Genomic DNA, 18988 nt, shown 5'->3' with positions numbered 1-18988 from the left:
GCAGGCAAGCCAGCTCCTACACAAGCCTGTTCCCACAGGTTGGACGGAGTAAGGCCCGTCAGTCTTTTTTCAGCTTCGGATTAGGGAAGAACTGCACCGCCTGCACCTTGGGGTCCGCCGGCGCTTTCAACGCCGAGGTATTGACCCGCGTGCCCAATTCCTTGGGCACCGACAAACCCTGGTCGTTGAGCGTGTCGGTATAGCCGCAGGCCACGCATTCGCGATGGGGCACGTTGTCTTCGGTCCACATCTTCAACTTGTCCGGCTCGCTGCACGCCGGGCACACGGCCCCGGCGATAAATTGCTTTTTGGTGATCACAGGCCCGTCACTCATGCTGCTGCGTCCTCACTCAGGCCGCTGTGGCGCAAGAGTGCGTCAATCGACGGTGCGCGTCCGCGGAAGTCGACGAACAACACCATCGGCGCCTGGGAACCGCCACGGGCCAGGATCGCCTCGCGGAACGCCCGGCCAGTCTCGGCATTGAGCACGCCGTCTTCTTCGAACTTGGAGAAGGCATCCGCCGACAACACTTCGGCCCACTTGTAGCTGTAGTACCCCGCCGCGTAACCGCCGGCGAAGATATGCGCGAAGCTGTTGGGGAAGCGGTTGTAGGCCGGAGGACGCATCACCGACACTTCGTCGCGCACGCCTTCGAGCACCTGCGCCACGCTGCGGCCATCGCCGTGGGTAGCGTGCAGCTCAAAGTCGAACAGCGAGAATTCCAGTTGGCGCACCATCATCAGGCCGGACTGGAAGTTCTTCGCCGCGAGCATTTTTTGCAGCAGGTCCTGGGGCAATGCTTCGCCACTTTCATAGTGACCGGAAATCAGCGCCAGGCCTTCCGGCTCCCAGCACCAGTTCTCCATAAACTGGCTCGGCAACTCCACCGCATCCCAGGCCACACCGTTGATACCGGACACGCCCGCGTGTTCGACGCGGGTCAGCAGGTGGTGCAGGCCGTGACCGAATTCGTGGAACAGGGTGGTGACTTCATCGTGGGTCAGCAGGGCAGGCTTGCCGCTGTCGGCCGGGGTGAAGTTGCACACCAGGTTGGCCACCGGGCTTTGCAGCGCACCCTCGGCGGTACGCCGACGATCACGGGCGCCGTCCATCCAGGCACCGCCACGCTTGTTGGCGCGGGCATACAGATCGAAGAAGAAGCGGCCGACGTGCTGGCCGTTTTCCTTGATTTCGAACAGGCGGACATCCGGGTGCCAGGTATCGAAGCCTTTTTGCTCGGCGATCTCGATGCCGTACAGGCGCTGGACGATGGCAAACAGCCCGCCCAGCACTTTGTCGATCGGGAAGTAGGCACGCAGGGCTTCCTGGGACACGCTGTAGCGCTGTTCACGCAGTTTTTCACCGTAGAAACCGCTGTCCCAGCTTTGCAGGTCGGCGCAGCCTTGTTCGGCAGCGTAGGCCTTGAGCTGCTGCAGGTCCTGGGTGGCAAATGGCTTGCTGCGCTTGGCCAGGTCACGCAGGAAACTCAGTACCTGGTCGCTGGATTCGGCCATTTTGGTGGCCAGGCTCAGTTCGGAGAAAGAGGCGAAGCCAAGCAGTTGGGCCAATTCCTGACGCAGGTCGAGGATCTGTTCCATCACCGGGCCGTTATCGTTCTGACCGGCATTCGGGCCCTGGTCCGACGCGCGGGTGCAGTAGGCCGCGTAGATTTCTTCACGTAGGGCGCGGTCGTGGGCGTAGGTCATCACCGCGTAGTAGCTGGGGAATTCCAGGCTGATCAGCCAGCCGTCGAGGCCTTTGGCCTGGGCCGCAGCAGCCATTTGCGCTTTGGCTGAGTCGGTCAGGCCGGCCAGGGTGGCTTCGTCGGTGACGTGCTTGGTCCAGGCCTGGGTGGCGTCGAGCAATTGGTTGGAGAACTTGCTGCCCAGTTCGGAGAGTTTGCTCTGCACCTCGGCATAGCGCTTCTGCTGCTCAGGCGGCAGGTCGATACCCGACAGGCGGAAGTCGCGCAGCGCGTGCTCCAGAATGGTTTTTTGCGCCACGTCGAAACCGGCCGCTTCCGGGCTGTTGGCCAGGGCTTCGAAGGCCTGGAACAGCTCGCGGTTCTGGCCCATCTCGGTGGAATAGGCGCTCAATGCCGGCAGGCAGGCCTCATAGGCTTCGCGCAGTTCGGCGCTGTTGCACACGGCATTGAGGTGGCTGACCGGGCTCCAGGCCGCGCCCAGGCGGTCGTTGAGTTCATCCATGGCCAGGACCAGGCCAGCCCAGGTCGGATTTTTTCCCTGGCTTTGCAGGATGCCTTCGATGGCGACGCGGTTGTCGGCCAGGATCTGTTCGATGGCCGGTTGGACGTGCTCGGCACGGATCGCCGAGAACGGCGGCAGGTCGTAGGACTGCAAAAGAGGGTTGTTCGCGCTCACGGTTGGCACCTTGGCTGAAGAAACAGGTAAGACAAAGATGGGGCCATCTTAATTACAATCAACGTCCACCGCAGCTATCAACCAAACAGAGAGAGGCTATCGTGACCCTTCGCACCTATCAGAATCACACGCCAACCCTCGGCGCCGGGGCTTTCGTCGATGCTTCGGCGGTGGTGATCGGCGATGTCGAAATCGGCGCCGGCAGCTCGGTCTGGCCGCTGACGGTGATTCGCGGCGACATGCACCGTATCCGCATCGGCGCGCGCACCAGCGTGCAGGATGGCTGCGTGCTGCACATTACCCACGCCGGGCCGTTCAATCCTGACGGTTTCCCGCTGCTGATCGGTGACGACGTGACCATCGCCCACAAGGTCATGCTGCATGGCTGCACCGTCGGCAGTCGCATCCTGATCGGCATGGGCAGCATTGTGATGGACGGCGCGGTGGTTGAAGACGATGTGATCATCGGTGCCGGCAGCCTGGTGCCGCCGGGCAAGAAACTTGAAAGCGGTTTTTTGTATGTGGGCAGCCCGGTTAAACAAATTCGCGCGCTTTCTGACAAGGAACGCGCCTTTTTCACCTATAGCGCCGCGAACTACGTGAAGCTCAAGGACCTGCACCTGGCAGAGGGATTCGACCAATGACCCTGGATTACCAGACGGTTCTATTTGACCTGGACGGCACCCTGACCGACCCACGGGAAGGCATCACCCGCTCGATCCAATACGCCTTGGCCAAGCTGGGCATTGATGAGCCGGACCTGACCAAGCTCGAACACTTTATCGGCCCGCCGTTGCTGCAGGCCTTTATGCAGTTCTACGATTTCGACGAGGCCCGGGCGTGGCAGGCGGTGAATTTCTATCGCGAACGCTTCAAGGTCACCGGGCTCTATGAAAACCGGGTGTTCGACGGGGTCATGCCATTGCTGGAAACGTTGAATGGCCAGGGGCGCCAGCTGTATGTGGCCACCTCCAAGCCGTGGGAATTTGCCCGGGAGATCGCCCGGCATTTCGATTTCGCCAAGCACTTCAAGGTGATCTACGGCAGTGAGCTGGACGGCACGCGCACCAACAAGGTCGAACTGATCGCCCACTTGATGCACGAGGAAGGGCTGGACCCGGCCAGTACCTTGATGATCGGCGACCGTAAGCACGACCTGATCGGCGCACGTAGCAATGGCCTGGATGCAGCGGCGGTGGGGTATGGGTTTGGCAGTTTTGCAGAATTGAGTGCCGAAGCGCCGCGCTGGCATTTTGAGACGCTGGACGAGATGCATCAGGCATTTTTGCGGCGGGATTGAGACCGCTATCGCGGGCAAGCCCGCTCCCACATTGGCGGTGTTCACACATCAACATGTGGCAGCTGGCTTGCCTGCGATGGGGCCCTAAAGGTCACGCCCCTCCAACTGCCGCAACGCCAATTTGCGCTGCTCCACCGGCAAGCGCCCCAACTGCTCCACGGCACCGTAGAACCTCAGCCAATCCCCACCCTCGCGGCGGAACAACGCCGCAAACGCCGGCACCCACTGGTCATACAGCCCAAACGGCAACAACCGCGCATTGTTCATCGGCTGATTGATCCAGGCGTCATAACGCTTGTCGCCGCCCCACTGGCTGTCGCGCATCTGCCGATAATCACTGCGCAAGCGCTCGAACTCGGCGGCCTTGGCCTGGCGCATGGCATCGGCGGCCAACGGCTGCGCATACAGGCGCTCCAGGCGGCTGCGGGTGTCGAGGATCAACTGGATAAACTGGTCGCGCTGCTTCAAGGTCGATTCGCTCGCAGGCGCCAGGCCACGGGCCGCGCGCCATTGCCGGGTGCCTTCCTGCTCGACGAAGGTGGCAAACGACTCATTGAACTCGGTGTCGTCCTTCACATAAAAGCGCTGGTGCGCCAGCTCGTGAAAAATTACCGTGGCCAGGCGCTCTTCACCCCAGCGCATCATCGAACTCATGATCGGGTCATCGAACCAGCCGAGGGTGGAATAGGCCTCGACCCCGCCAATCGACACATCCATGCCACGCAGTTGCAACAACGCCGCCTCGCCCCGCGCCGCACCCTGAGTGTAATAACCACGGTAGGCCACACATCCGGCAATCGGGAAGCAATGGTTCTGGGGTAACAAGGAAAATTCTGATGTAGCGAAGACATTCCAGACGACATACGGCCGGCCGATATCGGCATACAGGCGATAGCTCTGATTGTCAGGCAGGTGCAACTGTTGGCTGGCGAAGGTGCGCGCCTTCTGGGAGTGCGCCAAATGCTCACGCAACACTTGCGGGCGCGTCGGATCGGCAATCACTTCGGCCACCGGCTGCCGCGCCTGCAGTAACTGCCATTGGCCGCTGGCCAGTTGGCTGTAGTAGCTGACACTGGAGCAACCGCCGAGCCACAGGCACGTCAGCCCCGCCAAGAAACGCCACACCATGTCAAACCGCTCCAGAGTCATTGGCCCGCCAGACTAACTGGCCGGCAGGGGTTATGCTCATACCATTCCTACGGTTGAGTGCCCACTATGCGTCAGCTCCTGCTTCCCTTGGCGGCGATTTTTCTCAGCGCCTGTGCCTCCGCGCCAATCCCGCCCGCCGACCCGCAACAGGCCTGGGTCGATTTCGCCACGCCGACGCCGGGCGCCAAGCTGGTCATGGCGCAACGCCTGGACGGCAAGGCCCTGGAAGACGGGCGCTACTTCCAGGTGCCAGCGGGCAGCCATGAGTTGATGGTGCGTTTTGATTTTGAAGTGTATGCCGGGGCGGGCCTGGGTGGCGGGCTGAACCAGCCCCAGGAGCGCACCTGTTTTATCACCCTGCAATACGACCAGTTCCAGGCCGGCCAACGCTACCGCCTGGAAGGGCGTTCGCTGGGCTTTACCCCGAACATCCGGCTGTATGACGCCCAGCGTCAGTTGCTGGCCGAGGAACGCAGCGTCAACTGCATTCCCTGATCAGTCATCGTTGCGCTGGTAGATGATGCGCTTGGTGCCGTTTTCGCAGGAGCCGACGATCATGGCTTCGTCATGATTTTTGGCTTCTTCGGCGGTGATGATTTCCAGGGTGTAGGACGGGATTGCCTTGGCCTGTAGGCCGACTTCAATCTCTTTCCTGAGCTCTTCACAGTCTTTCGGCGCGGCCATTGCCGATGTGGCCAAAACACCGCAGATAATCGCCAAGGCAAAACGTTTCATGTGTGAAGCTCCCTAAATGCGCTGCGCACGGGTGTGCGCCAAAGGCTGCATGGGTATGAGACCACATTTGCGAAACGCGAGTTCTGATTTAACGCAGAACAAAATGTGGGGGGCGAGCAAGCCCGCTCCCACATTGGACCTGCGCAGGGTCAGCTGACGAGGGTGCCATCCAGGGTGATGGTGGCATTCAGCACCTTGGACACCGGGCATCCTTCCTTGGCCTTCTTGCTCAGTTCATCGAACTGCGTCTGACTCGCGCCGGGAATCTTGGCCTTGAGGATCAGGTGAACCGCTGTGATCGCAAAACCACCGTCCACCTGGTCCAGGGTCACTTCGGCCTGGGTGTCGATACTGTCGGCCTTGAGCCCGGCATCACCGAGAATCATGGAAAAGGCCATGGAGAAACAACCGGCATGGGCCGCGCCGATCAGTTCTTCAGGGTTAGTGCCCTTGCCGCCTTCGAAACGTGCCTTGAAGCCGTAGGGGGCTTCGCGCAGTACGCCGGTTTCGGTCGAGATAGAGCCCAGACCGGTTTTCAGGTCGCCTTCCCAGTGTGCGGAGGCTTTTTTTACGATACTCATAGCGATCTCCCAAGCAGTGGTTGTGCATCAGTAAGGTTCTGAGGATAGAACCTCTGGCAAAGTTCACCCCGTCGGAAAAACCAAGTGGATTAGTAGGAAATTTCATGCCCACTATTGAATCTCGGGTATATGCCCACATTGCATAGAACATGCACATGAAGCGGCAGGTTTTGGTTCGTCACAAGCCTGCGCCCCTATGGAGAAGCAGGCTTATGAAACCACTGTCCGATGTAAAGTTCTCGACCCTCGACCTGGTACCGGTGCGCGCCAATGGCAGCCCGGCGCAGTCGCTGCGCAATTCCCTGGACCTGGCCCAGCACGTGGAAAAGCTCGGCTACACCCGTTTCTGGGTAGCCGAGCACCACAATATGGATGGCATCGCCAGCTCCGCGACTTCGGTGCTGCTGGGCTACCTGGCCGGCGGCACCTCGACCATCCGGGTCGGCGCAGGCGGCGTGATGCTGCCCAACCATGCGCCACTGGTGATCGCTGAACAGTTCGGCACCCTGGAGAGCCTCTACCCCGGCCGGATCGACCTGGGCCTGGGCCGCGCACCCGGCTCCGACCAGATGACCGCCCGCGCCTTGCGCCGCGAGCGCTCCGGCAGCGCCGATGACTTCCCGGAAGATGTGGCCGAGTTGATGGCCTACCTGGGCCCGCGTACCCCCGACCAACGGGTGATCGCCATGCCGGGCACCGGCACCAACGTCCCGATCTGGCTGCTCGGCTCCAGCCTGTTCAGCGCCCAACTGGCCGGCGAGCGCGGTTTGCCCTACGCCTTCGCCTCCCATTTCGCACCGCGCATGATGCATGAGGCGATTCGCGTCTATCGCAATCACTTCAAGCCTTCGGCGGTGCTCGACAAGCCTTATGTAATGCTCGGTGTGCCGCTGGTGGCCGCCGATACCGATGAACAGGCCGATTACCTGGCCACGTCGGTCTACCAACGGATCCTCGCGCTGATGCGTGGGCAAAGCCTGGTCCAGCGCCCGCCAGTCGACAGCATGGACGGCCTGTGGCTGCCCCATGAGAAAGACGCGGTAGGTAGTTTTCTAGGCCTGGCAATGGTGGGGAGCCCGGCGAAGATTCGCGCCAAGCTGGAGGTGTTGATCGAGCAGACCGGTGCCGATGAGCTGATCTTTACCTGCGACCTGTACGAGCATGCTGATCGGATTCATTCCTACGAGCTGCTGGCACAAGTGATGAAGGGCTAAACCCCTGTGGGCGTTGTCGAGCCTTGGCGAGGCTCGACAACGCCCACAGTTGGTTGCTACCACGGGATCACCCGCGGTTGTAGACGATTTCCTTGGTACCACCTTCGCAACTGCCGACCACTTCGCCGTTGGTTGCGCTGCCTTTATCGACAATTTCCAGGGTGTACCCGGAAGCGCCATTGGCCTGGATCTTGGCGTCGATTTCGCTTTTCAGCTCGCCACAAGGTTTGCCAGCCGCCAGGGCTGTACCTGCCAGGCTCAACAAACCTACCGCTAACAGAAACTTTTTCATCCGTTACTTTCCTTGCGCTGATCAAAAAATGTACGCCGACACGCAGGGTATCGGCGCCCAAAGGGTGTAGCGCAGGTTATGGCAATCGGCCAGCGTGCAAGTTCAACCGTGCCGATCAACTATTGGCAATGCGGAAGCCCACCTTGAGGGTCACCTGGAAGTGCGCGGCCTTGCCGTCCTTGATGTGGCCACGGGTTTCGGTGACCTCAAACCACTCCAGGTGCTTGATGCTCTTGTTGGCCTCGGCCAAGGCATTGTTGATGGCGTCCTCGATGCTGGTTGGGGACGAGCCCACCAGTTCGACTTTTTTGTAGGTGTGATGATCAGTCATGAGTGCTCTCCTGGGTCGATGAATACAGCCTAGCAGTGATTCTTCGTACTGCTTCTGGCGACTCTTCTCACCTGAAAGTTCAGATTTACTGCACTTTCTGAAACCCCCGCAGTCGGAATCAACACACGTCACTCATTCACTCCAGGAGAGCCCACATGGCCAACACCTCTTTACGCAAAGCGTCATTGGAAAGCATGGAAGCCGAGATTTCGAGCCTGCTCAAATCCCTTGAGAGCCTCAAGGACGATGCATCCGACGAGTCGCGCAAAACCCTCAAGGCCCTGAAAAGCAATGCCGAGAATGCCCTCAAGCACTCCCGCCATCTGATCAGCGATGCCTACGAAGAAAGCAAAGTGAAAATCCGCGAAACCGGGGTTGCCACCCGTGACTATGCCCAAGAGCATCCTTGGACCACCGCCGGCGTTGCCGTTGGCGCATTGGGCCTGCTGGCGGCCTACCTGCTGTGCAAACGCGGTGACTAAACCGGTTGGCGCGCAAGCTCAGCCTTGAGCCATTGCGCCAACTGCCGGGCGCGCCCATCCGCGGCGCGCTTGGGTAGCCACAACGCCAGTTGCGCCGGGGTTTGACTAAAACCCCACGGCGCAACCAGGCGACCGGCACGCACGTCCTCCGCCACCAGCGGTTGCGGTGCGATCGCCACCCCCAGGCCCGCTACGGCCGCCTCCAGCAAATAATACAAATGTTCAAAACCCTGGCCATACTTAAGCGCGCTGGCGTCGATGCCATGGTGCTGCGCCCAATTGGGCCAGGCTTGTGGGCGCGAGGTGGTGTGCAACAGGGCTTCGCCCAGCAGGGCCTGGGCGGGCGCCTGGCGCAGGGCCTGGTAATGGGCAAAGTGCGGGCTCATCACCGGGCCGATCCGCTCGCTGACCAACTCGTACACCTGCATATCGGCCGGCCACGGCGGCTCGGCAAACACCAGCAAGGCATCCAAGCCCGGCCGCCTGGGGTCAAGATCGCCTTCGCCCGCTGATAGATGCAGGCGCAAATCCGGCAAATCCGCATTCAAGCGCCCCAGCCGTGGAATAAACCAGCGCGCCAGCAAACTGCCAGAACAGCCGAGGACAAACGGCGCATCAGCGCTGCTCTGGGTCAGTTCCCCGCACACATCCCGCAGGCGCTCGAACGCCTCGAAGCTGGCATCGCGCAGCCGCACCCCGGCATCTGTGAGTTTAATGCCACGCCCATCCTTGACGAAAAGACTCACCCCAAGGTGTTCTTCCAACACTTTCAGTTGTCGGCTGACGGCACCGTGGGTCACATGCAATTGCTCGGCAGCCTGGCTGACGCTGTTGAGGCGGGCAGTGGCTTCGAACGCACGCAGGGCGTTAAGGGGTGGAAGGTCTCGGCTCATCTGTGAGTTTTCCTGACAGGTTGCGGCGATCTTATCGGTTTTCACGGTACAGCGTCAGGGGTAGAGTGGCCGTCATTGCCTCTCCCACCTCTTCACCCTGGAGCGCACCATGACTCAGTCCCAGACCGATTTACGCAACGGCCCTGATGCCAACGGCCTGTTTGGCGCGTTCGGCGGCCGCTACGTGGCGGAAACCCTGATGCCGTTGATCCTCGACCTGGCCCGCGAATACGAAGCGGCCAAAGTCGATCCGGCCTTCAACGAAGAACTGGCCTACTTCCAGCGCGACTACGTCGGACGCCCAAGCCCGCTGTATTTCGCCGAGCGCCTGACCGAGTTCTGCGGCGGCGCCAAGATCTACCTCAAGCGTGAAGAGCTGAACCACACCGGCGCGCACAAGATCAACAACTGCATCGGCCAGATCCTGCTGGCGCGGCGCATGGGCAAAAAACGCATCATCGCCGAGACCGGCGCCGGCATGCACGGCGTGGCCACCGCCACCGTCGCCGCGCGGTTTGGCCTGCAATGCGTGATCTACATGGGCACCACCGATATCGAGCGCCAGCAGGCCAACGTGTTTCGCATGAAGCTGCTGGGTGCCGAAGTGATCCCAGTGGTCGCCGGCACCGGTACCCTCAAGGACGCGATGAACGAAGCCCTGCGCGACTGGGTAACCAACGTCGACAGCACCTTCTACCTGATCGGCACCGTGGCCGGCCCGCACCCGTACCCTGCGATGGTGCGCGACTTCCAGGCGGTGATCGGCAAGGAAACCCGCACCCAGTTGCAAGCCCAGGAAGGCCGCCTGCCGGACAGCCTGGTGGCGTGCATCGGCGGTGGCTCGAATGCCATGGGCCTGTTCCACCCGTTCCTCGATGACACCAGCGTGGAGATCATTGGTGTTGAAGCCGCCGGCTACGGCATCGAAACCGGCAAGCACGCGGCCAGCCTCAATGGCGGCGTACCGGGCGTGCTGCACGGCAACCGTACCTTCCTGTTACAGGACGACGACGGCCAGATCATCGACGCCCACTCGATCTCTGCGGGCCTCGATTACCCCGGCATCGGCCCTGAGCACGCATGGTTGCACGACATTGGCCGCGTCCAGTACACCTCGGTAACCGACGACGAAGCCCTCGACGCCTTCCACAAATGCTGCCGCCTGGAAGGGATTATTCCGGCACTGGAAAGCGCCCACGCCCTGGCCGAAGTGTTCAAGCGCGCCCCGACCCTGCCCAAGGATCACCTGATGGTGGTCAACCTGTCAGGCCGTGGCGACAAGGACATGCAGACCGTTATGCACCATATGGAAACCGCCAAGCAGGAGAAACACTGATGAGCCGCCTGCAAACCCGCTTTGCGCAACTCAAGGAACAAAACCGCGCCGCCCTGGTGACCTTCGTTACCGCTGGCGACCCGGGGTATGACACCTCCCTGGCGATCCTCAAGGGCTTGCCGGCAGCCGGCGCCGATGTGATCGAACTGGGCATGCCTTTCACCGACCCCATGGCCGATGGCCCGGCGATCCAACTGGCCAATATCCGTGCGTTGGGCGCCAAGCAGAACCTGGCGAAAACCCTGCAGATGGTGCGCGAGTTCCGCAAGGGCAACACTGATACACCGCTGGTGCTGATGGGCTACTTCAACCCGATCCACATGTACGGCGTGCCACGGTTTATCAGTGACGCAAAAGAGGCCGGCGTCGATGGCCTGATCGTGGTCGATATGCCACCGGAACATAACAGCGAACTGTGCGACCCGGCCCAGGCCGCGGGCATCGACTTTATCCGCCTGACCACGCCAACCACTGACGATGTGCGCCTGCCCACCGTGCTCAACGGCAGCTCCGGGTTTGTGTACTACGTGTCGGTGGCCGGTGTGACCGGTGCCGGTGCCGCTACCCTGGAGCACGTGGAAGAAGCCGTCGGCCGCCTGCGCCGGCATACCGACCTGCCGATCAGCATCGGCTTCGGCATCCGCACCCCGGAACAAGCCGCCGCCATCGCCCGCCTGGCGGACGGTGTGGTGGTGGGGTCGGCGCTGATCGACCACATCGCCAACGCCAGCAACGACCAGCAAGCGATTGACGGGGTGTTGAGCCTGTGTGCAGCGCTGTCGGAAGGTGTGCGTAACGCTCGCAAGTAAGATTCTTGCTCTGGGCAAGCGGGCTGTTGTGGCGAGGGAGCTTGCTCCCGTTGGACTGCGTAGCAGTCCCATTTTAGGGCCGCTTCGCGCCCCAACGGGAGCAAGCTCCCTCGCCACAGGCCCCTAGCGGATAGGTATCTATTCCTTGAGCTCGATCCGCTCGACCTTGCCCACCAGCAATATGTAGGACAGCGCCCCCAGCAGCGCCAGCACCGCAATGTAGGTAATCGCCGGCGCAAACGAATCGCCCGTGGCCAGAAAGCCAATGACGATCGGCGTGGTAATCGCCGCCAGGTTGCCGATGAAATTGAACACTCCCCCAGTCAGCCCCAACAGCCGCGCCGGCGCCAGGGTCGAGACCAGCGACCAGGTGATCGACGCCAGGCCGTTGCCGAAAAACGCCACCGCCAGGAACGCAATCACCAGTGGCGTCGAATCGACGAAGTTGGCGCCAATGATTGCCGTGGAAATCAGCAGGCCGCTGATGATCGGCAACTTGCGCGCAAACCCCACCGAGGTGCCACGGCGGATCAGCCAGTCGGAAAACAGCCCGGAACACAACACCCCGACAAAGGCCGCGAGGAAGGGTAGCGAGGCGAGCAGGCCGGACTTGATGAAGTCCATGCCGCGATATTTCACCAGGTAGGTCGGGAACCATGTCAGGAAAAACCACAGGGTCGAGTTCAGGCAGAACTGGCCCAGGTAGATGCCCCACAGCTTGCGCTTGCTCAGCACGATCCCCAGGTCGACCCAACTGAAGGGCGCCTTGCGCTTGGCAGTTTGTGCGTCCAGGTCCACCAGGCCGCCGCCTGCGCGGATCAGCTCGATTTCTGCGCTATTGACCCCCTTGAAGTCCCGCGGCTCGCGGTACACCGCGTACCACACCAGCGCCCAGAGGATGCCCACCGCGCCGGTGCTGATAAACACCATGTGCCAGCCATAGTGGTGCTGCAACCAGGCCAGCACCGGGGTGAGGAACGCCAGCCCGACGAACTGCCCGGACGTGTAGAAACCAATGGCCGTGGCACGCTCACGCTCGGGAAACCAACTGGTGACGACCCGGCTGTTGATCGGATAAGCCGGCGCTTCCAGGGCACCCACCGCCATGCGCAACACGAACAACGCGATAAAGCTCGCAGCAAAGCCCAGCATCACCGTGGCAATCGACCATAACAGCAGGGCGGCGGTGTACAGAATGCGCGGCGGCACCCGGTCCACCAGCCAGCCGCCGGGGATTTGCATGGCGGCATAGGTCCAGCCGAACGCCGAAAAAATCAGCCCGACATGCACCGGGTCGATGCCCAGCTCACTGGTCAGGGCTGGCGCGGCAATCGACAGGTTGCTGCGGTCCAGGTAGTTGATCACCACCGTGATAAACAGCAGGACCATGATGAAGTAACGCTTGCGGCTGGGCGTGACTAAAGACGCCTGCCCGGTGAGGGTTTCAGGGTGCATGGGGGAGCCTCTTATTATGTTTATTGAGGTCGATTAACGGCTACCGGGTTGAAAGTGGGAGCTGGCTTGCCTGCGATGGCGGCGGAACATTTAAGATTGCTATCGCAGGCAAGCCAGCTCCCACACTGACCACGTGCCATCAGGTGAAAATCACCACTCGGCAAAACTGCCATCGGCATGCCGCCAGATCGGGTTGCGCCAGCGGTGACCAATGGCCGCGCGCTCGATCACGTATTCCTCGTTGATCTCAATCCCCAGGCCCGGCCCGTTGGGGATCTTCACGAAGCCTTGGTCGTAATCGAAAACTCCCGGATCGCGCACGTAGTCGAGCAGGTCATTGCTCTCGTTGTAGTGAATGCCCAGGCTTTGCTCCTGGATAAACGCGTTGTAACAAACCGCGTCCAGTTGCAGGCACGCCGCCAGGGCAATCGGCCCCAGCGGGCAGTGCAGGGCCAGGGCCACGTCGTAGGCTTCGGCCATGTTGGCGATCTTGCGGGTTTCGGTGATGCCGCCGGCATGGGACGCATCCGGCTGGATGATGTCGACGTAGCCTTCGCTGAGCACGCGCTTGAAATCCCAGCGTGAGAACAGCCGCTCACCCAAGGCAATCGGGGTGCTGGTCAGGGGCGCCAGCTCCTTGAGCGCTTCGTAGTTTTCGCTGAGCACCGGTTCTTCGATAAACATCAACTTGTACGGGTCCAGCTCTTTCATCAGCACCTTGGCCATGGGCTTGTGCACGCGGCCATGGAAGTCCACGCCGATGCCGACATTCGGGCCGACCGCATCGCGCACGGCGGCGACGTTGGCCAGGGCCTGGTCGACCTTGTCGAAGGTGTCGAGAAACTGCAGCTCCTCGGTGCCATTCATCTTCACCGCCGTAAACCCACGGGCCACGGCTTCCTTGGCCGCACGGGCGGTGTCAGCCGGACGGTCGCCGCCGATCCACGAATAGACACGGATCTTGTCCCGCACCTGGCCGCCCAGCAGGTCGCTGACCGACACCCCGAGGGCCTTGCCCTTGATGTCCCACAAGGCCTGGTCGATGCCGGCCAGGGCGCTCATATGAATCGCACCGCCCCGGTAGAAGCCGCCGCGATACAGCACGGTCCAGATATCTTCGATATTGCGTGGGTCTTTGCCGATCAAATAGTCGGACAGCTCCTCGACCGCGGCCGCCACGGTGTGGGCGCGGCCTTCAACCACGGGCTCGCCCCAACCGGTCACGCCCTGGTCGGTTTCCACTTTGAGGAAGCACCAGCGCGGCGGCACGATAAAGGTGGTCAGTTTGGTGATTTTCATCTGCTTATCTCTCTTGTCGGATGCAGCGCCTGGGCGCCAGGCACACTCAGTTCAAGGCGTTCCAGGCAGCGACATACGCCTGGGCACGACTCGCCACCTGCTCGACACTCATGCCGGGCTTGAACAGCCCGGAGCCCAGGCCAAAGCCCTTGACCCCGGCGTCGACGAACACTTGCATGTTGTCCGGGGTAATCCCGCCCACCGGCAGTAGGACCGTGCCGGCCGGCAGCACCGCCAGCCAGGCCTTGACCACCGCCGGGCCCATTTGCTCGGCCGGGAACAGCTTCAGCACATCGGCACCTTCGGCCAGGGCGGCGAAAGCTTCGGTGGGCGTCGCGACCCCGGGCGACAGGTACAGGCCAGCGGCTTTTGCGGCGCGCAGCACCTTGGCATCACTGTGGGGCATGACGATCACCTGGCCACCCGCCGCCTTCACCCGCTCCACCTGCTCGGGCGTCAGCACGGTGCCGGCACCGATCAGGCAATCGGCGGGCAACGTCTCACGCAGGGTGCGGATGCTGGTGTAGGGATCGGGCGAGTTGAGTGGCACTTCGATCACCCGGAACCCGGCCTGGTACAGCACCTGGCCGACAGCTGCGGCCTCATCCGGGCGCAGGCCCCGCAGGATCGCGATCAAACCGTTTTGAGTGAGTGCTTGCTTGAGCATGTCAGGCCTCGATTGCAGGTTGAATGAGCCCGGCGGCCAGTGCCAGTTGCCACAGGCCGCGCTGAGTTGCTTCTTGCGCGAGGCTGACGTGGCTGAAACCACACAGGGCGAGGGCGCGCTGGTAACGGGCGCAGAGGGCGTTGGCGCCGACCAGGATGATCGGCGGGGTGCGTGCACGGTCGGGCAAGCCGGCCAGTTCATGGCCGATCAGCAGGCCGGACAGGTAGTCGGGTTGCTGCTCAGGGGTCAGTTCAGCGGTCAACCCGAGGGTGCGCGCGCTGAACAGGGTCGACAGCACCCCACGCTGACCATCCGCTGAAAGCGCCACGTGCACGCCTCGATCAAACGCTTGGGCCTGGAACTGCCCGGCGCTCTTTTGCGTACGCCCCAGAATGCTGTGCGTGCTCAGCACCGCGAACAGTTCACCGGTCATGAAGGTGTCAAAGTGGGTGATGCGGCCTTCGACCACCTCGACCCATTTGGAATGGCTGCCGGGCAGGCCGATCAATAACTCAGCGCAGGCTGGCAGGCTTTGCAGCACGCCGAGCACCTGGGTTTCTTCGCCGCGCATCACGTTGGGCAAGCCAACCTGCTCGATCACGCCGGGCACGATATGCACATCGACACCGCGCAGGCTGCGTACCTTGTGCAGGGCCTGGCCGAGGCTGGCGACGTCGACCGGCGTCTTGCGATAGGCCGCTTCGCCCCAGCCCTGGGCGCTGCCGACCATGCCGCAGGCAATCACCGGCAGATCGGGCTGGGCAGCCAGCCAGTCGCCACAGGCGTCATCAAACGCCAGTTCAAACCCATCGCAGCAGTGAACGCCGGCAATCAACCGTGGTTCGCTGGGCAAATGCATGATCCCCGACGCCAGCGAGCGCTGTTCGAGGACCTGGCCACCGGGGCCGAGCTTATAAGCACGAAGGGAACTGGTACCCCAATCGAGCGCGATCAATTGCGCCGGCATCGTTTCACCTGGAATGTGACAGATGGCCGACTATAAACCTAAGGCTTGAAATATCTCAATATATAAATATCAATCCCATATAGTGGAACAAGATAAAGAAAATCCCCACGCCCCCGTACTTTTCATCGCACAGGAACGCGAGGATTCAGCTGACAGCAACTGGTTAAAAAATCGACAGATCCAACGGGCGCATGGCCCCCATCCAGATCGCGTAGTCGGTGTGGTCCTTCAGGTCATCGCCGGTATCCGGGTGCAGAAACACCACCAACCCATTGCGATTGAGCGCCAGCCACGGCAGCGCCACGCCGATGTACTGCGGGTCGAACGCCAGCTGGCAGCTCCAATCCGGGTGCGGGCCCACCGGGCGCTCATGCATGCGCCCCATGCGCAGCGGGAAGATGGCCGCCGCGTCTTCACACAGCGTGCGCGCCTGGTCGATCGTACTGGCGTCGAAGTAGATATGGGCGTGGTAGCCCTTGATACGTTGCATGAGAGGCTCCGGACTCGTTGATCGGCCGATCCTAGACCGCAATCGACGGCAGGGCCAGCCCGGCCAGGGGCTGCGCGCTGCTGGCCTGCTCCGCCGCCAGCCACTCGACAAACCGTTCGATCAACTGCCCGCGGCGCTTGCGCTGGGGCAACACCACGTAATATCCAAAGCGCGAGATCACCGTGTCGCCAATCGGCCGGCACAGCCACTTCTGCTCCAGCAGGTTATCCACCAGATGGCGCCAGCCGATGGCCACACCCTGGCCGGCAATCGCCGCCTGGATCAGCAGGGTGTAATTGTCGAAACGCAGGGGCCCCGGGGTTGGTGCGGCGGTGATCCCCAGTTCGCGAAACACCCCGTTCCAGTCGAACCACTGGCTGTTGTTTTCCTGGCGCAGGTGCAACAGCGGCAGTTCCTGCAGGCTTTGTAACGACAGTGGTGCAGTGCGGCCCCTGAGCAGTTGCGGGCTGCACACCGGGAACACTTCCTCGTTGAACAACCACTGGCTGTGGCCCTGGCGAAAACGCCCATCGCCAAACAACACCGCCACATCGATATCACTGCGCAAGGTCGCGTGGTTGCGCTCGCTGGTGACCAGGCTCACATCCACCTGTGGGTTGGCTTCGTGAAAGCGATGCAGACGTGGCATCAGCCAATAGGCAGCGAAGGCGAAGTCAGTCGCCACTTGCAACACTTCGTGCTGGTCCTGCTCTGTGATCGCGCCCAGGCCCGTATCAATGCTCTGCAACCCGGCCTGAACATGTTCGAACAGCAGCATGCCCGCGTCCGTCAGTTCGATGCCACGGTAGATGCGATCAAACAGGCGCACCGCCAGTTGTTCTTCCAGGCGCTTGATCTGCTGGCTGACAGCCGGCTGGGTGGTGCCCAGCTCCATGGCCGCCGCGGTGAAGCTGCGATGACGGGCGGCGGCTTCAAAGGCCCGCAACAGATCCAGCGACAGGTTACCCAGGGCTTTATACATAAGCGGTACTTATCCTAGACATTGCTTTTCATGGGCTTTACCACGGTTTCCATGGCCTGCATGCTCAATCGCATAAACACTGACTATGGAATGCCGAGAGACCATGAAGCGCAAGAACATTCTTTTCATCATGGCCGATCAAATGGCCGCGCCGTTGCTTCCGTTCTACGGTCCTTCGCCGATCAAACTGCCCAACCTGAGCCGCCTCGCCGCCCAGGGCGTGGTGTTCGACGCTGCATACTGCAACAGCCCGCTGTGCGCGCCGTCGCGCTTTACCCTGGTCAGCGGCCAGTTGCCGAGCAAGATCGGCGCCTACGACAACGCGGCGGATTTCCCCGCCGACGTCCCGACTTACGCCCACTACCTGCGCCGCCTCGGCTATCGCACGGCGCTGTCGGGCAAGATGCATTTCTGCGGGCCCGACCAGTTGCACGGCTATGAAGAGCGCCTCACCAGCGATATCTACCCCGCCGACTACGGCTGGGCGGTGAACTGGGATGAGCCCGACGTGCGCCCTACCTGGTATCACAATATGTCGTCGGTGCTGCAAGCCGGCCCGTGTGTGCGTACCAACCAGCTGGATTTCGACGAAGAGGTGGTGTTCAAGGCCCAGCAGTACCTGTTCGACCATATTCGCGAGGACGGCGACCAGCCGTTCTGCCTCACGGTGTCCATGACCCACCCCCACGACCCGTACACCATTCCCAAACCGTTCTGGGATCTGTACGACGGCAGTGACATCCCTATGCCTACAACCCCGGCCCAGACCGAGCTGGACCCCCATTCCCAGCGCCTGCTCAAGGTCTACGACCTGTGGGACAAACCGCTGCCTGTGGATAAGATCCGCGATGCACGGCGCGCCTACTTCGGTGCCTGCAGCTACATCGACAGCAATGTCGGCAAACTCCTGCAAACCCTGCAGGACACTGGCCTGGCCGAGGACACCATCATTGTGTTCTCCGGCGACCACGGCGACATGCTCGGCGAGCGTGGGCTCTGGTACAAAATGCACTGGTTTGAAATGGCCGCGCGGGTCCCGCTGCTGGTCTGTGCGCCGGGGCAATTCCAGGCCGGGCGGGTGAGTGCGGCGGTGTCCACTGCCGACCTGTTGCCGACCCTGGTGGAGCTGGCCGGCGGTGAACTCGACGCCAACCTGCCCCTGGATGGCCGCTCGCTGGTCCCGCACTTGCGAGGGCAGGGCGGGCATGACGAGGTGTTCGGCGAATACATGGCCGAAGGCACCATCGGCCCACTGATGATGATTCGCCGGGGCGCCTACAAATTCATCTACAGCGAGGACGATCCTTGCCTGCTGTTCGATGTACACAACGACCCCCGTGAGCAGGAAGAACTCAGCCAGTCGCCGGCCCACCGTGCGCTGTTCGACGCCTTCCTGGTCGAGGCGCGAGCCAAATGGGACATGCCCGCGATCCACCAGCAAGTGCTCGCCAGCCAGCGCCGCCGGCGCCTGGTATACGAGGCGCTGACGCTGGGCAAACTCAAGAGCTGGGATCACCAGCCGCTGGTAGACGCCAGCCAGCAGTACATGCGCAACCATATCGACCTCGACGATCTGGAGCGCAAGGCACGTTATCCACAACCCTGCCAAAACCAATAAATCCAG

At 61.8% G+C, this 18988-nt stretch carries 22 protein-coding genes; 8 read left to right on the top strand and 14 right to left on the bottom strand.

The window, feature by feature from the left end; translation table 11 throughout:
* Positions 1-58: 58 nt before the first annotated feature.
* Positions 59-334 carry a YheV family putative zinc ribbon protein gene (locus K1X80_RS01455; RefSeq protein WP_057439263.1) on the bottom strand — a complete coding sequence of 92 codons (276 nt, stop codon included), beginning with the start codon at positions 332-334 and terminating at the stop codon, positions 59-61.
* Positions 331-2382, bottom strand: a complete 2052-nt coding sequence (prlC, locus tag K1X80_RS01450) for an oligopeptidase A (RefSeq protein ID WP_120731134.1) — start codon at positions 2380-2382, stop codon at positions 331-333. The genes K1X80_RS01455 and prlC overlap by 4 nt, the downstream gene beginning before the upstream one ends.
* Positions 2383-2483: 101 nt before the next feature.
* Here prlC and K1X80_RS01445 point away from each other — a divergent pair, with 101 nt between their 5' ends.
* Positions 2484-3026 (top strand): gamma carbonic anhydrase family protein, encoded by a 543-nt coding sequence (locus tag K1X80_RS01445; protein WP_120731132.1) that lies wholly within the window; start codon positions 2484-2486, stop codon positions 3024-3026.
* Positions 3023-3682, top strand: a complete 660-nt coding sequence (locus tag K1X80_RS01440; protein WP_186625921.1) for an HAD family hydrolase — start codon at positions 3023-3025, stop codon at positions 3680-3682. The genes K1X80_RS01445 and K1X80_RS01440 overlap by 4 nt, the downstream gene beginning before the upstream one ends.
* Before the next feature lie 84 nt (positions 3683-3766).
* On the opposite strand, the gene K1X80_RS01435 is transcribed toward K1X80_RS01440, so the two are convergent.
* Positions 3767-4810: an aminopeptidase gene (locus K1X80_RS01435; RefSeq protein ID WP_120731127.1), complete on the bottom strand. Its 1044-nt coding sequence runs from the start codon at positions 4808-4810 to the stop codon at positions 3767-3769.
* A gap of 87 nt (positions 4811-4897) precedes the next feature.
* On the opposite strand from K1X80_RS01435, the gene K1X80_RS01430 reads away from it, so the two are divergent.
* Positions 4898-5326, top strand: coding sequence for a hypothetical protein (locus tag K1X80_RS01430; RefSeq protein WP_128593090.1), 429 nt, complete (start codon positions 4898-4900; stop codon positions 5324-5326).
* On the opposite strand, the gene K1X80_RS01425 is transcribed toward K1X80_RS01430, so the two are convergent.
* Positions 5327-5566 carry a DUF1161 domain-containing protein gene (locus K1X80_RS01425; protein WP_057439267.1) on the bottom strand — a complete coding sequence of 80 codons (240 nt, stop codon included), beginning with the start codon at positions 5564-5566 and terminating at the stop codon, positions 5327-5329.
* 149 nt (positions 5567-5715) lie between these two features.
* Entirely contained in the window at positions 5716-6147 is a 432-nt protein-coding gene (locus tag K1X80_RS01420; RefSeq protein ID WP_186625920.1) for an OsmC family protein, read from the bottom strand.
* A 212-nt stretch (positions 6148-6359) separates the two neighbouring features.
* Between K1X80_RS01420 and K1X80_RS01415 the strand changes: the two genes are divergently transcribed.
* Positions 6360-7361, top strand: coding sequence for an LLM class flavin-dependent oxidoreductase (locus tag K1X80_RS01415; protein ID WP_057439268.1), 1002 nt, complete (start codon positions 6360-6362; stop codon positions 7359-7361).
* 67 nt (positions 7362-7428) lie between these two features.
* On the opposite strand, the gene K1X80_RS01410 is transcribed toward K1X80_RS01415, so the two are convergent.
* A complete protein-coding gene (locus tag K1X80_RS01410; protein WP_057439269.1) occupies positions 7429-7653 on the bottom strand; it encodes a DUF1161 domain-containing protein in 225 nt (74 codons plus the stop codon).
* A gap of 115 nt (positions 7654-7768) precedes the next feature.
* Positions 7769-7984 carry a dodecin gene (locus K1X80_RS01405; RefSeq protein WP_057439270.1) on the bottom strand — a complete coding sequence of 72 codons (216 nt, stop codon included), beginning with the start codon at positions 7982-7984 and terminating at the stop codon, positions 7769-7771.
* Positions 7985-8139: 155 nt separating this feature from the next.
* Here K1X80_RS01405 and K1X80_RS01400 point away from each other — a divergent pair, with 155 nt between their 5' ends.
* Complete coding sequence (locus K1X80_RS01400; protein ID WP_003170746.1) at positions 8140-8466, top strand: YqjD family protein; 327 nt, start codon at positions 8140-8142, stop codon at positions 8464-8466.
* On the opposite strand, the gene K1X80_RS01395 is transcribed toward K1X80_RS01400, so the two are convergent.
* Positions 8463-9359: a LysR family transcriptional regulator gene (locus tag K1X80_RS01395; RefSeq protein ID WP_057439271.1), complete on the bottom strand. Its 897-nt coding sequence runs from the start codon at positions 9357-9359 to the stop codon at positions 8463-8465. The genes K1X80_RS01400 and K1X80_RS01395 overlap by 4 nt on opposite strands.
* A gap of 109 nt (positions 9360-9468) precedes the next feature.
* Between K1X80_RS01395 and trpB the strand changes: the two genes are divergently transcribed.
* Both trpB and trpA read left to right on the top strand, forming a co-directional pair.
* Positions 9469-10695: a tryptophan synthase subunit beta gene (gene trpB / locus K1X80_RS01390; RefSeq protein WP_057957888.1), complete on the top strand. Its 1227-nt coding sequence runs from the start codon at positions 9469-9471 to the stop codon at positions 10693-10695.
* Entirely contained in the window at positions 10695-11504 is an 810-nt protein-coding gene (trpA, locus tag K1X80_RS01385; RefSeq protein ID WP_057439273.1) for a tryptophan synthase subunit alpha, read from the top strand. The genes trpB and trpA overlap by 1 nt, the downstream gene beginning before the upstream one ends.
* Before the next feature lie 138 nt (positions 11505-11642).
* Here the strand turns inward: trpA and K1X80_RS01380 are convergent, their stop codons facing one another.
* The 6 genes from K1X80_RS01380 to K1X80_RS01355 all read right to left on the bottom strand — a co-directional run bounded on the left by K1X80_RS01380 (position 11643) and on the right by K1X80_RS01355 (position 17364).
* Positions 11643-12959 carry an MFS transporter gene (locus K1X80_RS01380; RefSeq protein ID WP_057957887.1) on the bottom strand — a complete coding sequence of 439 codons (1317 nt, stop codon included), beginning with the start codon at positions 12957-12959 and terminating at the stop codon, positions 11643-11645.
* 150 nt (positions 12960-13109) lie between these two features.
* Positions 13110-14258: a galactonate dehydratase gene (gene dgoD / locus K1X80_RS01375; RefSeq protein WP_032857121.1), complete on the bottom strand. Its 1149-nt coding sequence runs from the start codon at positions 14256-14258 to the stop codon at positions 13110-13112.
* A 46-nt stretch (positions 14259-14304) separates the two neighbouring features.
* The gene (locus K1X80_RS01370; RefSeq protein ID WP_057957886.1) at positions 14305-14925 is read right to left on the bottom strand and encodes a 2-dehydro-3-deoxy-6-phosphogalactonate aldolase; all 621 of its coding nucleotides are present in this window, start codon (positions 14923-14925) and stop codon (positions 14305-14307) included.
* A 1-nt stretch (position 14926) separates the two neighbouring features.
* Positions 14927-15892, bottom strand: a complete 966-nt coding sequence (locus K1X80_RS01365) for a 2-dehydro-3-deoxygalactonokinase (RefSeq protein WP_057957885.1) — start codon at positions 15890-15892, stop codon at positions 14927-14929.
* A 163-nt stretch (positions 15893-16055) separates the two neighbouring features.
* Positions 16056-16382: a DOPA 4,5-dioxygenase family protein gene (locus K1X80_RS01360; RefSeq protein WP_057444830.1), complete on the bottom strand. Its 327-nt coding sequence runs from the start codon at positions 16380-16382 to the stop codon at positions 16056-16058.
* A 31-nt stretch (positions 16383-16413) separates the two neighbouring features.
* Positions 16414-17364, bottom strand: a complete 951-nt coding sequence (locus K1X80_RS01355) for a choline sulfate utilization transcriptional regulator (RefSeq protein WP_057439276.1) — start codon at positions 17362-17364, stop codon at positions 16414-16416.
* A 103-nt stretch (positions 17365-17467) separates the two neighbouring features.
* Here K1X80_RS01355 and betC point away from each other — a divergent pair, with 103 nt between their 5' ends.
* Complete coding sequence (betC, locus tag K1X80_RS01350; protein ID WP_057957884.1) at positions 17468-18982, top strand: choline-sulfatase; 1515 nt, start codon at positions 17468-17470, stop codon at positions 18980-18982.
* Positions 18983-18988: the final 6 nt, after the last annotated feature.

Origin of the sequence: Pseudomonas sp. So3.2b, assembly GCF_019464415.1 — a bacterium.
GTDB lineage: Bacteria > Pseudomonadota > Gammaproteobacteria > Pseudomonadales > Pseudomonadaceae > Aquipseudomonas > Aquipseudomonas shahriarae.
This window is presented reverse-complemented; position numbering and strand designations above follow the sequence as displayed.

Bases quoted from the DNA above. Each gene is read 5' to 3' on its own strand.
- K1X80_RS01455 (WP_057439263.1), bottom strand. From the start codon at position 334: ATGAGTGACGGGCCTGTGATCACCAAAAAGCAATTTATCGCCGGGGCC.
- K1X80_RS01440 (WP_186625921.1), top strand. From the start codon at position 3,023: ATGACCCTGGATTACCAGACGGTTCTATTTGACCTGGACGGCACCCTG.
- K1X80_RS01435 (WP_120731127.1), bottom strand. From the start codon at position 4,810: ATGGTGTGGCGTTTCTTGGCGGGGCTGACGTGCCTGTGGCTCGGCGGT.
- K1X80_RS01430 (WP_128593090.1), top strand. From the start codon at position 4,898: ATGCGTCAGCTCCTGCTTCCCTTGGCGGCGATTTTTCTCAGCGCCTGT.
- K1X80_RS01425 (WP_057439267.1), bottom strand. From the start codon at position 5,566: ATGAAACGTTTTGCCTTGGCGATTATCTGCGGTGTTTTGGCCACATCG.
- K1X80_RS01420 (WP_186625920.1), bottom strand. From the start codon at position 6,147: ATGAGTATCGTAAAAAAAGCCTCCGCACACTGGGAAGGCGACCTGAAA.
- K1X80_RS01415 (WP_057439268.1), top strand. From the start codon at position 6,360: ATGAAACCACTGTCCGATGTAAAGTTCTCGACCCTCGACCTGGTACCG.
- K1X80_RS01410 (WP_057439269.1), bottom strand. From the start codon at position 7,653: ATGAAAAAGTTTCTGTTAGCGGTAGGTTTGTTGAGCCTGGCAGGTACA.
- K1X80_RS01405 (WP_057439270.1), bottom strand. From the start codon at position 7,984: ATGACTGATCATCACACCTACAAAAAAGTCGAACTGGTGGGCTCGTCC.
- K1X80_RS01400 (WP_003170746.1), top strand. From the start codon at position 8,140: ATGGCCAACACCTCTTTACGCAAAGCGTCATTGGAAAGCATGGAAGCC.
- K1X80_RS01395 (WP_057439271.1), bottom strand. From the start codon at position 9,359: ATGAGCCGAGACCTTCCACCCCTTAACGCCCTGCGTGCGTTCGAAGCC.
- trpB (WP_057957888.1), top strand. From the start codon at position 9,469: ATGACTCAGTCCCAGACCGATTTACGCAACGGCCCTGATGCCAACGGC.
- trpA (WP_057439273.1), top strand. From the start codon at position 10,695: ATGAGCCGCCTGCAAACCCGCTTTGCGCAACTCAAGGAACAAAACCGC.
- K1X80_RS01380 (WP_057957887.1), bottom strand. From the start codon at position 12,959: ATGCACCCTGAAACCCTCACCGGGCAGGCGTCTTTAGTCACGCCCAGC.
- dgoD (WP_032857121.1), bottom strand. From the start codon at position 14,258: ATGAAAATCACCAAACTGACCACCTTTATCGTGCCGCCGCGCTGGTGC.
- K1X80_RS01370 (WP_057957886.1), bottom strand. From the start codon at position 14,925: ATGCTCAAGCAAGCACTCACTCAAAACGGTTTGATCGCGATCCTGCGG.
- K1X80_RS01365 (WP_057957885.1), bottom strand. From the start codon at position 15,892: ATGCCGGCGCAATTGATCGCGCTCGATTGGGGTACCAGTTCCCTTCGT.
- K1X80_RS01360 (WP_057444830.1), bottom strand. From the start codon at position 16,382: ATGCAACGTATCAAGGGCTACCACGCCCATATCTACTTCGACGCCAGT.
- K1X80_RS01355 (WP_057439276.1), bottom strand. From the start codon at position 17,364: ATGTATAAAGCCCTGGGTAACCTGTCGCTGGATCTGTTGCGGGCCTTT.
- betC (WP_057957884.1), top strand. From the start codon at position 17,468: ATGAAGCGCAAGAACATTCTTTTCATCATGGCCGATCAAATGGCCGCG.